Here is a 13,074-nt window from a genome sequence, read left to right on the forward strand (position 1 = left end):
ACCGCGCACCCCGCGCGGTGGGGCGGTCGCGTTCCCCGGCGCTTCCCCGCGTTCCCTCCGTGTTCCTCCGGTTCCCCGCCTTCCCCGTGTTCCTCCGTGACGCGTGGACTCCCCGACGCGAAGATCCATGGAGGAAGATCGACGGAGCCGGGCCGGCGGGGAAGGGCGGGACCGCCGGCCGGGGCCCCGGCCCACCGCAGCTCCTGGAGGCATCACATGGCACGTCCGGTCACCGTCGTCACGGGCGGCAGCCGCGGAATCGGCGCCGCGACCTGCCTCCGGCTCGCGGCCGACGGCCACGATCTGGCCCTCGCCTACGTCAGCCACCCGGAGGCGGCCGAGGAGACCGCCGCCGCCGTACGCGCCGCGGGCGCGCGCTGTGCGACCGTACGGGCGGACACCGCCGAGGAGTCCGACGTGGAGCGGCTCTTCGACACGGCCGCGGCGGCGCTCGGGCCGGTGACCGGCCTGGTCAACAACGCGGGCGTGACCGGCCCGCTGGGGCGGCTCGCCGACGCCCGCACCGAGGACCTGCGCCGGGTCCTGGACGTCAACCTCCTGGGTGTGCTGCTCTGCTGCCGCCGGGCCGCCCGGGAGATGACCGCCCGGGGCTCCGGCGCGATCGTCAATGTCTCCTCGGCGGCGGCCACGCTCGGCGGGCCCGGCGACTACGTGCACTACGCCGCCTCGAAGGCCGCCGTCGACGCCCTGACCGTGGGCCTCGCCAAGGAGCTGGGCCCGGACGGCGTCCGGGTCAACGCGGTGGCGCCCGGACTCGTCGAGACCGACATGCACGCCACCATGGGCGACCCCGACCGCGCGCGGCGGGCGGCCCCCGGGATCCCGCTGCGCCGGCCGGGCGCCCCGGCGGAGATCGCCGCCGCGGTCGCCTGGCTGCTCTCGCCGGACGCCTCGTACACCACGGGGACGGTTCTGCGGGTCTCCGGCGGCCGGTGACCCGTCACCGCGCGTCCCCGGGGCCACTGCGCCGTACGGGTGAGGAAGGAACGTTTCCCCGCGCGCTTTCGGGTGATGCCGCGCTGACCCGCCCGCACCCCCGGGCAGCGTCGTGCAGCCTCAAGGCCCCGTACGACAAAGGAGTTCCCCCGCATGCGTCTGCGCACCACTCTGGCCGCCGCCCTCGGCGCCGTCGCCCTGCTCGTCGCCCTCCCGGGGCCGGCCTCGGCCGCCGAGGGCACCTTCAGCTACGTCTACACGGACATCGCGGGGGAGCCCCGCCTCGGCGTGCTGGTGAACCCCGGGAGCCGGGAGTGCATCACGATTCCCGAGGCGGCCGGCGAGTACGTGCCGCCCGCCCACTCGCCGCGCAACCGCACCGGCTCCAGCGCCACGGTCTTCACCGGCCCGGACTGCGACGGCGAGCACTACACGCTCCGCCCCGGCGGCTCCGCGTCGGCGCGGCTCAAGCTGCGCTCCGTCGTCTTCTCCTGACGCCTTCCGCGCCGCCGGTCCCGGCGCCGTGGAACCGCCCCGTCCGGCCCGCTGCGCCGGACGGGGCATTTCCGTCCCGGCTCGGTTCCCCGGTCATGGCGCAGGTCAGGAGATACACCATGGACTACGAAATGCGCGCGGAGTACGAGGAGGGCGCCTCGCCCCATGACCCCGAACCCCGTTTCTTCGTCTGGCACATGACACGCGGCGGCGAGACGACCGCCCTCTGCGGTCGCGACCTCGACCCGGACGCCACCATCCAGTCCGCCGACCTGTGGGGCACCCCCGCCGGACAGCCCCTCTGCCACGGCTGCGGCGCCTTCTACCTCCACCAGGTCCCCCACCACATGCTGTGAGGGACGGCCGTGAGGGAACGGCCGTGAGGGGGTGGCCGCGCGGGAATGAGACACCGACGGGTGACGTTGCCCAGGGGGCGGAGGGTGCCTCCGTACCGGCAGAGCGCGGTCGCCGTCCCCGGACCGGGGCGCGATCGCGGCGAACGCGATCCCGGAGGGAATCAGACACATGCGCGTGGAGATATGGAGCGACATCGCCTGTCCGTGGTGCTACATCGGCAAGGCCCGCTTCGAGAAGGGGCTGGCCGGTTTCGCGCACCGGGACGAGGTCGAGGTCGTCCACCGGTCCTTCGAGCTGGATCCCCGGCTGGCCAAGGGGGAGACCGGGACCGTGATCGACATGCTCGCGGCCAAGACCGGGCGCACCCGCGAGGAGGCCCGCGCGATGGAGGAGAACGTCGCCTCCAACGCCCGCTCCGAAGGGCTCGGTTACCGCGTCGAGGGCCGTGACTACGGCAGCACCTTCGACATCCACCGGGTGCTCCACCTGGCCAAGGCCCGGGGCCGCCAGGACGCCCTGCTCGACCTCGTCTACCGGGCCAACTTCGCCGAGGAGCGCTCCGTCTTCGACGAGGACACCCTGGTGGGGCTCGCGGTCGAGGCGGGGCTCGGGGAGGCCGAGGTGCGCGCGGTGCTCGCCGATCCCGAGGCGTACGCCACCGACGTACGGGAGGACCAGCGCGAGGCCGCGGAACTGGGCGCCAACGGCGTGCCGTTCTTCGTGCTCGACCGGCGGTACGGCGTCTCCGGGGGCCAGCCGGCCGAGCTGTTCACACAGGCGCTGGAGCAGGCGTGGGACAGCCGTACGCAGGCCGGGGCCGATGCGTGAGCGACGCTGAACCCCACCCTTCAGCAACGCGTGATTGACCGCGGGACGGCGACCTTGCAGGGTGGAGCCCATGGAGACTCCGGTGAGTGCCGAGTTCGCGTCGGACACGACGTATCTGAACACCTCCACCTGCGGGCTGCTGCCCCGCCGTGCCGTCGCCGCCGTCCGGGCGCTGGCCGAGGCCAACGGAACGGGGCGGGGCGGTGACGGGCCGGGGAGCTTCGAGGCCGTGGACGCGGCCCGTGCCTCCTTCGCACGGCTCGCCGGGGTGCCGGCCGAGCGGGTCGCGGTCGGCGGCGCGGTCTCCGTCCACACCGGGCTGATCGCGGCCTCGCTCCGTCCTGGCGCCGAAGTCCTGCTGCCCAAGGGGGAGTTCAGCTCGCTGCCGACCCCCTTCGCGGTCCGCGGCGACCTCAGGCCGCGGTATGTCCCGCTGGAGCGGCTGGCCGAGGAGGTACGGCCGGAGACCGCGCTCGTGGCCTTCTCCGCCGTCCAGTCGGCCAACGGCCGGCTCGCCGATCTCGCGGCGGTACGGTCGGCCGCGGCGGCGCACGGCGCCCGTACGCTGCTGGACACCAGCCAGTCGGCCGGCTGGCTGCCGCTGGAGGCGGGGGAGTACGACTACACGGTCACCGCCGGCTACAAGTTCCTCTGCTGTCCGCGCGGCACGTCCTTCCTCACCGTGAGCGAGGAGGCGCAGGAGTCGCTGGTGCCGATCAACGCGAGCTGGGGCGCCGGCGAGGACCGCTGGGGCAGTATCTACGGTCCCGTGGGGGAGTTGGCCCACTCGGCGCGCCGCTTCGACGAATCGGTGTCGTTCCTCTCGTACTACGGGGCCGAGCGCTCCCTCGCCCTCCTGGAGGAGGTCGGTATCGGCCGGATCCACACCCACGCGACCGCCCTCGCCGCCCGCTTCCGCAAGGGGCTGGCCTCCCTCGGCCACGAACCCGTGGCCGCCGGGGACTCCGCCGTCGTCTGTGTGCCGGGGCTGGAGCACCGCCACCCCCGTCTCCGGCGGGCCCGGGTGGCGGTCGCGGCCCGCGCCGGGACGCTGCGGGCCGCCTTCCACCTCTACAACACCGCCGCGGACGTGGACCGGGCGCTGGATGTGCTGGCCGAAGCCGGCTAGGGCCTCTCGTTTGGATCTTGCTGGGCTCGTGTGCCCTGGTGCCGCGCCTCGCGGCGTTGTCGTCGGTCCACGACGCTCCGCGTCGCCTCCCTCCTCCGCCTTGCGATCCACGGCACCGGACCCCGCTCCCTGACCCAGCCAGATCCAAACGAAAGACCCTAGGCGCTCTCGTTCGGATCTTGCTGGGCTCGTGTGCCCTGGTACGGCCGCGCTCCGCCCGGCCTGTCGCGCTCAGCCTTCCGTGGGGGACGCCCCGCCGGCTGCCAGCCGCTGTGTGATCCGGTCGAACAGGTCCGTCAGCGGCGCACCGACGTCCTGGCCGAACTCGGTCAGCCCGTAGGTGACTTGGGGTGGCGTCGTCGGCTCGACCGTCCGCCGGACCAGGTCGTCCTGGACCAGGGCGCGCAGTGTCTGGGCCAGCATCTTCTCGCTGATGCCCTGGATGCTGTCGCGCAGCTCGTAGAACCGAAGGTCGGTGTTCCGCAAGGCGATCAGCACCCAGATGCCCCACCTGCTGGTCACATGGTCGACCACGTCGCGCGCGGGGCAGTCGGTGTGAAACACCTCATACCGATGGTCCGTCCCGGCCTGTGTGAGCTGCGCGCCATCCCTCATGTCCGGAGCTTACCTCTGGGTATGTCCTTACGAAAAGTAAGCCCGTCTCCTAGCGTCCATCGCCGTAGTGCACGACGGACGAGGAGCTGAACATGATCGTGGTGACCGGGGCTACCGGGAATGTGGGCCTGCCTTTGACGCGGGCCCTGGCCGAGGCGGGCGAGCAGGTGACGGCGGTGTCACGGCGCGCGGCGGCGGTGCCGGACGGGGTCCGGCACGTGCAGGCCGACCTGGCCGAGCCGCAGGGGCTCATCTCCGCTCTGGACGGGGCGGAGGCGCTGTTCCTCCTGCTCTCCGGCGATCTGCACGCCCCCGACGCCAGGCCGGCCGACCTGATCGACCTGGCGGTCGCCGGCGGGGTCCGCCGAGTCGTCCTGCTGTCTTCGCAGGGCGTGGCGACCAGGCCGCTCGGCCCGTCGCGGATCGCGATGCGCGCGGTGGAGGACGCGGTGCGGGGGTCCGGCCTGGACTGGGCCGTCCTGCGACCGGGCGGCTTCGCCTCCAACGCCCTGGCGTGGGCGGAGTCCGTCCGCACGCGAGGGACGGTCGCCGCACCCTTCGGCGATGTCGGGGTTCCGGTCGTCGACCCGGCGGACATCGCCGAGGTCGCCGCGGCCTGCCTGCTGGACGACCGGCACACCGGCGGAATCTTCGCGCTGACCGGGCCCGAGGTGATCACACCCCGTCAGCAGTCGGAGGCGATCGCCGCCGCGCTCGGCTCGCCGGTGGGGTTCCACGAGCTGACCCGCGAGGAGGCCAGAGCCCCGATGGTCCGGTTCGTGCCGCCGGAGCTGGCCGACGACACCCTGGACATCATCTCCGCCCCGAACCCCGCCGAACTGCGGATCAGCCCGGACGTGGAACGGGTCCTCGGTCGCGCTCCGCGCCCCTTCGGCGACTGGGTCGCCCGTAACATCGCCGCTTTCCGCTGAGGCGGCAACCCGGCTGAAAGAACCGGGCAGCCCCGTGCGACCACGGCCGCACGGGGCGCCTAGACGAGGAAACGGGAGAGGAACGCCCTGGTCCGCGGGTTGGCCGGGTGGTCGAGCACCTCTTCGGGCGTGCCGCTCTCCAGCACCCGGCCGCCGTCCATGAAGACCACCCGGTCGGCGACCTCCCGCGCGAAGCCGATCTCGTGCGTCACCACGAGCATGGTGAGCCCGTCGCGCGCCAGATCCCGCATCGTGGCCAGGACCTCGCCGACGAGTTCGGGGTCGAGGGCGCTGGTCGGCTCGTCGAAGAGCATCAGCTCGGGCCGCATCGCCAGGGCGCGGGCGATGGCCACCCGCTGCTGCTGGCCGCCGGACAACTGGCGCGGGTAGGCGTCGGCCTTGTCGGAGAGGCCCACCCGCTCCAGCAGTTCCAGCGCGGTCCCGCGCGCCCGCGCCTTCGGTACGCGCAGGACGCCCACCGGCGCCTCCATGACGTTCCCCAGGATCGTCAGATGCGGGAAGAGGTTGAAGTGCTGGAAGACCATGCCGATGTCGCGGCGCTGCCGGGTCACCTCGGCGGGACGCAGATGGTGGACGCGGTCGCCGGAGCGGCGGTGGCCGATCAGCCGGCCTCCGACATGGACGGAGCCCGAGTCGATCCGCTCCAGGTGGTTGACGCAGCGCAGGAACGTCGACTTGCCGGAGCCGGACGGGCCGAGCAGCACCACCACCTCGCCCGCGTGGACGTCGAGGTCGATGCCGCGCAGTACCTCCAGGTGGCCGAAGCGCTTGTGGACGCCGCGTGCCACGACGAGCGGCGGGCCTGCCGGGTCCGCCGCCCCCGCCCCCGACGCCTGTGTCTGTGTCTGCGTCTGTGTCTGCGCGGGAGCGTGCACGGGCCCCGGGACCCCCGCCGGGCGGTCCGTCGCCCGGCTGTCCGGGACCGGGCCGTCCTTCGTCAGGCCGTCCTGCGTCATGGTGTCGTCTCCTCCTGCTCGGGCCCTGTGTCCGGCTTCCCCGCGAGGGGCGCCCCGGCGGCGCTCCCGCGCCGGAAGAACGCGAAGTCCCAGAACCCCTGCGGGGCGTCCCGGGTCGCCCCGCGCGCGTAGTGCCGCTCGATGAACGACTGGCCGACGTACAGCACGGACGTCATCACCAGGTACCAGAGGCAGGCCACGATCAGCAGCGGGATGGTCTCGAAGGTGCGGTTGTAGATGGACTGCACGGTGTAGAGCAGATCGGCCAGCGCGATCACGCTCACCAGCGAGGTCGCCTTCATCATGTTGATGACCTGGCTGCCGGTGGGCGGCACGATGAACCGCATCGCCTGCGGCAGCACGACCCGCCGCAGGATCCGCGCCCGGCCCATGCCGAGCGCCGCCGCGGCCTCCGACTGGCCCTGGTCGACGCCGAGCAGTCCGCCGCGCACGATCTCCGCCATGTACGCGGCCTCGTTGAGCCCGAGGCCGAGGATGGCGGCGAGCAGCGGGGTGATGAGCGAGTTGGTCTGCCCGCTGACGAACTCGGGGCCGAACGGCACCCCGAAGGAGATCCTGGGCAGCAGCGCGGACAGGTTGTACCAGAACACGAGCTGGACCAGGACGGGGATGCCGCGGAAGAACCAGACGTAGGCGCCGCAGACGGCGCTCAGCACCCGGTTCTCCGACATCCGGCCCACCGCGACGAGTACGCCGCCGACGATGCCGATGAGCATGGCGACCACGGTCAGTTCGACGGTCGTGGCGATGCCCTCGCCGATGACCTGGGCGCCGAAGTAGCTGCCGACGGTGGACCATTCGAAGTTGGCGTTGGTCACCAGGAAGTGCGCGAGCTGGGCGGCGAGGACCGCGAGGACCAGGACCGAGAGCCAGCGCAGGGGATGGCGGACGGGGGTGGCCCCGGCGACGTCCAGGGTGTCCGGGACGTGCGCCGGGCCCGACCGGCCGGCGGAACCGGACGTCACCGGGTCCTCGCCGGTCATGGGCGGGGGAGCGTCAGTGGTGGCCATGGTCGGCCCACCTCCTCACGGTGGTCAGGCGGCGCCGCCGAGGTTGACGCCGGGCTTGTCGATCTGGTTGGCGGACAGGCCCCACTTCTTCATGATCTGTCCGTAGGTGCCGTTGTCGATCAGCTTCCGGATCGCCTTCAGCAGCACGTCGCGCAGCGGTGAGTCCTTGGCGACGACGGCGCCCTGGTAGAGGTCGCCGAAACCGTTGGACCGGCCGGTGCCGGTCAGTTCGAGGTCGCCCTTGGCCTGGGAGACGAAGTAGGTGAGCGGTGCCTGCGAGGAGAAGAACGCGTCGGCCCGGCCGGAGCGCACGGCCAGGATGGAGCCCGGCTGGTCCTTGTAGGACTGGACCTGTACGGCCGCCTTGCCGTCCTTGACGCACGTCCGGGACTGAGTCCTGATCACGCCCTCGGCGGAGCCGCCGCCCATGACCGCGATCCGCCGGCCGCAGGTGTCGTCGAGGCCGTTGAGGGAGAGCGGGTTCCCCTTGGGCACCGCGAAGACGACGAACTCCTTGACCCAGTCGACGAAGTCGTTGGAGCCCTGGCGCTCGGCGAAGTCGCCGACGGGGCCGATCGCGAGGTCGTAGCGGCCCGCCTTGATGCCGGTCAGTTCGCTGGGCAGACCGTCCGCGGTGACATGCTCGATCTTCACGCCGAGGAGCTGTTCGAGCGAGGTGGCGAGGTCGGCGGAGGCGCCGGTGAGGCTGTGACCGTCCGAGCCGGCGATCTCGTACGGCGGGAAGGAGCCGTTGTTGACCGAGACCAGCGTGCCGGACGTACGGTTCTTCTCCGGCAGCAGCGCGTGCAGCGCCTTGTCCTCGGTGAGCCGGGCCCCGGCGGCCTCGGCCGTGGTCCCGGCGGTGGTCCCGGTGGCGCCCTGGGCCTGGGGCGGATTGGCGCCGCAGCCCGTGAGGACCAGACAACAGGAGAGTGCGGTGGTGGCCACCAGGGCCACGCTCTTGGGGAATCTCGTCACACGCATCAGTGGGCTCCGAGGGGAAGGACGGTCGGGTCGACGGCGAACCGCCGGTTGGCCAGGACGGGCAGGGTGCGGCGCGCCGCCGCCGTCATGTCGGGGTCGGCCTCGGCCCAGGCGAGACCGCGGACCGCGGCGAGCCGGGACCGTACGGTGCCGAGGGGGTCCACGATCAGGCTGTTGCCGATGTTGCGCGGGCCGCACTCCCCGCTCGCCGCGACCCAGCAGGTGTTCTCCAGGGCGCGGGCCGCGGTCATGACCTCCCAGTGGCGCTCCTTGGCCGGGCCGCGCACCCAGGCGGCGGGGAGGGCCAGCACCTCGGCGCCGGCGTCGACGAGCAGCCGGGCCAGCTCGGGGAAGCGCACGTCGTAGCAGGTCATCAGGCCGACCTTGGTGCCCGCGACATCGACGGTGACCGGCGGTTCGTCCGCCGGGCGCACATGGGCGGACTCCTGGTCGCCGAAGGCGTCGTACAGGTGGATCTTGCGGTAGCGGGCGATCAGCTCGCCGTCGCGCACCGCGACGAGCGTGTTGAAGACGCGGCCGTCGTCGGACGGTTCGTGGATGCCGACGACGACGGTGGCACGGCCGCCCGCGGTGGCCGCGCACAGCTCGGTGACGAACGGGCCGTCCAGCGGCTGGGCGACCTCGCGGATGCGGTGGCGGTCCTCGGTGAAGCGGGCGAGGACCCCCTCGGGCAGGACCAGCAGATCCGCGCCGCCCCGCTCCGCCTCGGCGGTGAGTTCCTGGCAGGCGGCGAGATTGTCCTTCCAGTCGGGGGTGGCGGCGAACTGTCCGACGGCGATGCGCATGGTGGGGCTCCGGGGTTCGGTGGGTGGGACGGCGGCGGGGTCAGCGGGCGGTGGCGAGCGCGGGATCGGGGAAGACCACCCGCGGGTCGATCGGTTCCGGCCATATCCCCTGGGCGTACAGCTCCTCGCAGAAGGCCCGGGTCATCTCCGCGTTGGGATCGGTCCCGTACGGCATCCAGTCGTCGCCGAACAGCCGCGCCGACTCGGTCAGTTCGCGCAGCAGCCACGGGGTGGTGTCGGTGAGCAGCCGGCGGCGCGCCACCCAGCGGAGCTTGGACCGCTCCAGCGCGTCGAGCAGGGCCGCGGGCAGCGTGGGATGGGCGTCGACCGTCTCCTTCTTGAGCGTGACCAGATGGATCCCGGGGATGAATCCGGTGGTCTCCCAGTACGCGCGCTCCGCCGCCTGATGGTCGTCGAGGAGATGCCGGAAGCGGCTGGCGGAGGTGAAGAGCTCCGCCGGCATGAACGGCGTGAGGACCGCGTCCAGCCGGCCCGCCGCCAGTTCCTCCTCCAGGGAGTCGCCCTCGGCCAGGACGGAGACGTTCCCCGGGAGGGGCCTGGTGCCCAGCCGGTCCTTGCCGGACTCCCCGGCGGTCAGCGGCCCCACCCGCCACGCGATCCCGGTGAGGTCCACGCCCGCCCCGCGCAGCAGGGCGCGGGTCCAGGTGTTGCCGGAGTCCGGCCAGCCGGTGAGCCCGATCCGGGCCCCGGCGAGCTGGGCGAGGGTACGGACCGGGCTGTCCTCCCGTACCAGGACGCAGCGGTGGCGGAACCCCCGCATGATGAACGCGGGCAGCCCCACGAGCCGGTCGTCCCCCGCGGCCCGCGCCTGCACATAGCGGCTGAACGAGGTCTCGCCGCCGTCGAGTCCCGGCTCGGCGAGCACGTCGGGGGTGACGTCCCGCGAGTCGACCCGGACCGTGAAACCCGCCACGTCCACCAGGCCCGAGGCCAGCGGTACGAGATGGTCCCAGTCGCGCAGGCCCAGATGGATCACGGGAGTGGACACAGGGGACGCTCCTTGCCTTTTGGTGCGGATGACGCACGGCGCACCATCACGTCGGATAAGCCGTATTCGGCCGTGCGATGGCTGGAACACTATTGTTCAGCGATAGGCCAAACAAGATCTGGTTTGTGTCCGAACATAATTTTTCCGTGCCGTAATCTACGGAGCGTGTCGGCGAGGCGGGAGAACCAGACGGTGGACAAGGCATGGGCGGCCGGACCGCAGGGCGCGGCCAGACTGGCCGGACGCATCTCCGACCCCAGCGCGCGCGGGGTCGCCGCGGCCATGACCGACCTCATACGCTCCGGCGAACTCGCCCCGGGCAGCGCCCTGCCGACCGTGCGCGGCCTCGCCGTCGCCCTCGGCGTCAGCCCCGGCACCGTCGCGGAGGCCTGGGCGGTCCTGCGCAGACACCGCATGATCACCACGCTGGGCCGGCGCGGCAGCGTGGTCAGCGGACCGCCGAGCGTCCCGCACCCGGCCCGTTACGAACGGGTCGGCGACCTCGGCAGCCATCTCACCCTGGACCTCGCGGTCGCGGCCCCCGACCCGGCGCTGCTGCCCGCACTGTCCGACGCCCTGGCCGCCGGGGCGCGCACCCCGCGGCTCAACGACTACGCGCGTACGGCCATCACCGGCGCGCTGCTCGACGCCGTACAGGAGACCTGGCCGTTCGAGGCGGAGGCGTGGACGGCGGTCGGCGGTGGCTACGAGGGGGTGCACCTGCTCTGCCAGGCGCTGATCGTGCCCGGGGACCGGGTCGCCGTGGAGGACCCGACGGCGGCGCGGCTGCTGGACATCCTGGAGTCGCTGGACGCGCAGATCGTCCCCGTGGCCTGCGACGCCGAGGGACCGCTGCCCGGCTCCCTCGCCGAGGCGCTGGAGCGGCGGCCCGCGCTCTTCCTCCACCAGTCACGGGCGCAGGCGCCGTGCGGCTGGACGATCGGCGAGGAGCGCGCGGCGGCGCTCGCGCACGTGCTGGGGAGCGCGCCCAACGTCATGGTGGTGGAGGACGACGGCATCGGCCCGCTCGCCGCCGCCCCCGTCGCGAGCCTCGGCACCCATCTGCCCGACCGTACGGTCCTGGTGCGCTCCTACTCCAAGGCGTACGGACCCGATCTGCGCATCGCGGTGATCGGCGGGCCCCGCGAACTGGTCGAACGGGCCCGGGTACTGCGGACGTTCGGCACCGGATGGACCAGCCGGATCCTCCAGGACGCCCTCGCCCATCTCCTCACCGACGACGCGGCGGCCCGGTGCGTCCAGGACGCCGCCCACCGCTACGCCCTGCGGCGCGAAGGGCTCGCGGGGCGGCTCGCGCGGCGGGGCGTGCCCACCGCGAACCGGGACGGGCTGATGCTGTGGGTGCCCGTGGCGGACGAGGCGTCCGCGCTGGTCACCCTCGCCGCGCGCGGGGTCACGGTCTCCCCGGGCAGCCGCTTCTGCGTCGCGTACTCCCGGCCTCATGTACGGATCGCCACCAGCAGGCTCACGGAGGACGAGGCGGCGCTCGACGGGACCGCCGAGCTGATCGCCCTCGCCGCGACGGCCCCGGCCGGGCCGCTGGACTGAGGAATGAGCGGGGGCGGGCCGTGGTTGATGATCTCGCCGACGGTACGGAGCCCACCGTACGGCGGCTTGCCCCCACTTCGGTCCCCGCACTCCCCAGGAGATGGCATGACCACCGCTTTCGACCCGATCGACCTGTCGGGCACCCCGCTCGCCAACCGCGTCGCGATGGCCCCGATGACCCGCAGCCGCGCCTTCGGCCCCGGGAACTCCCCCACCGCGTCGACGGTGGAGTACTACCGGCAGCGGGCCTCCGCCGGGCTGCTGGTCACCGAGGCCGTCCAGCCCTCCGTGGTCGGCCAGGGCTACCCGGACACCCCGGGTCTGCACAGCCAGGAGCAGATCGCGGCCTGGCGGCAGGTCACCGACGCCGTGCACGAGGCGGGCGGCCGGATCTTCGCCCAGCTCATGCACGGCGGCCGGATCGGCCACCCGGACCTGCTCCCGGACGGTCTGGTGCCGGTCGGCGTCTCGCCCGTCGCCGCGCCCGGCCAGGTCTATCTGCACGGCGGTCCCAAGGACTACGTGGTCCCGCGCGAGCTGACCTCCGAGGAGATACGCGAGACCGTCGCCGACTTCGTCTCCGCCGCCCGCAACGCGATCGAGGCGGGCTTCGACGGTGTCGAACTGCACGGCGCCAACGGCTATCTGATCCATCAGTTCCTCGCCCCCAACACCAATCTGCGCACCGACGAGTGGGGCGGTTCCGTCGAGGGCCGTATCCGCTTCGCCGTCGAGGTCACCCGTGCCGTCGTGGCCGAGATCGGGGCGGCGCGCACCGGCATCCGGATCTCGCCCGCCATCGGGCTGCTGGGCACCGAGGAGCCCGACCCGGAGCCGACGTACACCGCGCTCGTCCAGGCGCTGGAGCCGCTGGGCCTCGCCTACCTCAGCCTGATCGAGAACACCCGCGCGTTCGCCCAGACCGTACGCAAGCTCTACTCGGGCACGCTCGTCCTGACCGCCAGGACCGAGACCGGCACCGGCGCCGAGGAGCTGAAGGTGATCGAGGACGGCACGGCCGACCTGATCACCTTCGGGCGGCTCTTCCTCGCCAACCCCGACCTGCCGGCCCGGCTCAAGGCCGGTGGCCCCTACAACACCCCCGACCCGTCGACCTTCTTCGGCGGCGACGACCACGGGTACATCGACTACCCGGCGCTGGAGAACTGACCTAGGCCCGTAGGGGGAGGCCCGCTCCTCAGGGGGGAAGCCCGCCCCGTAAGGGGAAGCCCGCCCCTCAGAGGGAGGCCCGTCCCGTAGGGGGAGGCCCGCTTCCTACGGGACGGGCCTCCCCGGAGCGGCCGGGCCCCGGGGCGGGCCGCCCGCGGTGTGTTATAAAAAACTGACGCGGCCGGCGGGATTTGATGTGTTTTTATCGGTGGTGG

General features: G+C 72.8%; 14 protein-coding genes. 8 read left to right on the forward strand and 6 right to left on the reverse strand.

Going from position 1 to position 13,074, the window contains the following annotated elements:
• Window positions 1–216: 216 nt before the first annotated feature.
• The 5 genes from ACFXPK_RS29470 (at window position 217) to ACFXPK_RS29490 (ending at window position 3,766) form a co-directional block, all read left to right on the forward strand.
• Window positions 217–957, forward strand: coding sequence for an SDR family oxidoreductase (locus ACFXPK_RS29470; protein WP_384999441.1), 741 nt, complete (start codon window positions 217–219; stop codon window positions 955–957).
• Window positions 958–1,110: 153 nt separating this feature from the next.
• Window positions 1,111–1,452: a hypothetical protein gene (locus ACFXPK_RS29475; protein ID WP_385080137.1), complete on the forward strand. Its 342-nt coding sequence runs from the start codon at window positions 1,111–1,113 to the stop codon at window positions 1,450–1,452.
• Window positions 1,453–1,571: 119 nt separating this feature from the next.
• On the forward strand, window positions 1,572–1,808 hold the full coding sequence (locus ACFXPK_RS29480; protein WP_384999447.1) for a hypothetical protein: 237 nt from the start codon (window positions 1,572–1,574) through the stop codon (window positions 1,806–1,808).
• 169 nt (window positions 1,809–1,977) lie between these two features.
• Entirely contained in the window at window positions 1,978–2,637 is a 660-nt protein-coding gene (locus ACFXPK_RS29485; RefSeq protein WP_385080139.1) for a DsbA family oxidoreductase, read from the forward strand.
• 70 nt (window positions 2,638–2,707) lie between these two features.
• Window positions 2,708–3,766 carry an aminotransferase class V-fold PLP-dependent enzyme gene (locus ACFXPK_RS29490; protein WP_385080140.1) on the forward strand — a complete coding sequence of 353 codons (1,059 nt, stop codon included), beginning with the start codon at window positions 2,708–2,710 and terminating at the stop codon, window positions 3,764–3,766.
• A gap of 231 nt (window positions 3,767–3,997) precedes the next feature.
• Here the strand turns inward: ACFXPK_RS29490 and ACFXPK_RS29495 are convergent, their stop codons facing one another.
• Window positions 3,998–4,381: a winged helix-turn-helix transcriptional regulator gene (locus ACFXPK_RS29495; RefSeq protein WP_385080142.1), complete on the reverse strand. Its 384-nt coding sequence runs from the start codon at window positions 4,379–4,381 to the stop codon at window positions 3,998–4,000.
• Window positions 4,382–4,473: 92 nt separating this feature from the next.
• Between ACFXPK_RS29495 and ACFXPK_RS29500 the strand changes: the two genes are divergently transcribed.
• Window positions 4,474–5,313, forward strand: coding sequence for an SDR family oxidoreductase (locus ACFXPK_RS29500; protein WP_385080144.1), 840 nt, complete (start codon window positions 4,474–4,476; stop codon window positions 5,311–5,313).
• Between the two features lie 59 nt (window positions 5,314–5,372).
• On the opposite strand, the gene ACFXPK_RS29505 is transcribed toward ACFXPK_RS29500, so the two are convergent.
• From ACFXPK_RS29505 to ACFXPK_RS29525, 5 genes are read right to left on the reverse strand one after another with little or no spacing between them, the layout of a single operon-like run.
• Window positions 5,373–6,290, reverse strand: coding sequence for an amino acid ABC transporter ATP-binding protein (locus tag ACFXPK_RS29505; RefSeq protein WP_384999463.1), 918 nt, complete (start codon window positions 6,288–6,290; stop codon window positions 5,373–5,375).
• Complete coding sequence (locus tag ACFXPK_RS29510) at window positions 6,287–7,321, reverse strand: amino acid ABC transporter permease (protein ID WP_385080146.1); 1,035 nt, start codon at window positions 7,319–7,321, stop codon at window positions 6,287–6,289. The genes ACFXPK_RS29505 and ACFXPK_RS29510 overlap by 4 nt, the downstream gene beginning before the upstream one ends.
• Window positions 7,322–7,345: 24 nt before the next feature.
• Window positions 7,346–8,305 (reverse strand): ABC transporter substrate-binding protein, encoded by a 960-nt coding sequence (locus tag ACFXPK_RS29515; RefSeq protein WP_384999469.1) that lies wholly within the window; start codon window positions 8,303–8,305, stop codon window positions 7,346–7,348.
• The gene (locus tag ACFXPK_RS29520) at window positions 8,305–9,111 is read right to left on the reverse strand and encodes a nitrilase-related carbon-nitrogen hydrolase (protein WP_384999472.1); all 807 of its coding nucleotides are present in this window, start codon (window positions 9,109–9,111) and stop codon (window positions 8,305–8,307) included. The genes ACFXPK_RS29515 and ACFXPK_RS29520 overlap by 1 nt, the downstream gene beginning before the upstream one ends.
• Window positions 9,112–9,151: 40 nt before the next feature.
• Entirely contained in the window at window positions 9,152–10,120 is a 969-nt protein-coding gene (locus tag ACFXPK_RS29525; protein ID WP_384999475.1) for a hypothetical protein, read from the reverse strand.
• Window positions 10,121–10,285: 165 nt separating this feature from the next.
• On the opposite strand from ACFXPK_RS29525, the gene ACFXPK_RS29530 reads away from it, so the two are divergent.
• Both ACFXPK_RS29530 and ACFXPK_RS29535 read left to right on the forward strand, forming a co-directional pair.
• Complete coding sequence (locus ACFXPK_RS29530) at window positions 10,286–11,689, forward strand: aminotransferase class I/II-fold pyridoxal phosphate-dependent enzyme (RefSeq protein ID WP_384999478.1); 1,404 nt, start codon at window positions 10,286–10,288, stop codon at window positions 11,687–11,689.
• A gap of 105 nt (window positions 11,690–11,794) precedes the next feature.
• The gene (locus tag ACFXPK_RS29535) at window positions 11,795–12,859 is read left to right on the forward strand and encodes an alkene reductase (RefSeq protein ID WP_384999481.1); all 1,065 of its coding nucleotides are present in this window, start codon (window positions 11,795–11,797) and stop codon (window positions 12,857–12,859) included.
• Window positions 12,860–13,074: the final 215 nt, after the last annotated feature.

It is taken from the genome of Streptomyces sp. NPDC059142, assembly GCF_042755665.1.
Classification (GTDB): Bacteria; Actinomycetota; Actinomycetes; order Streptomycetales; family Streptomycetaceae; genus Streptomyces.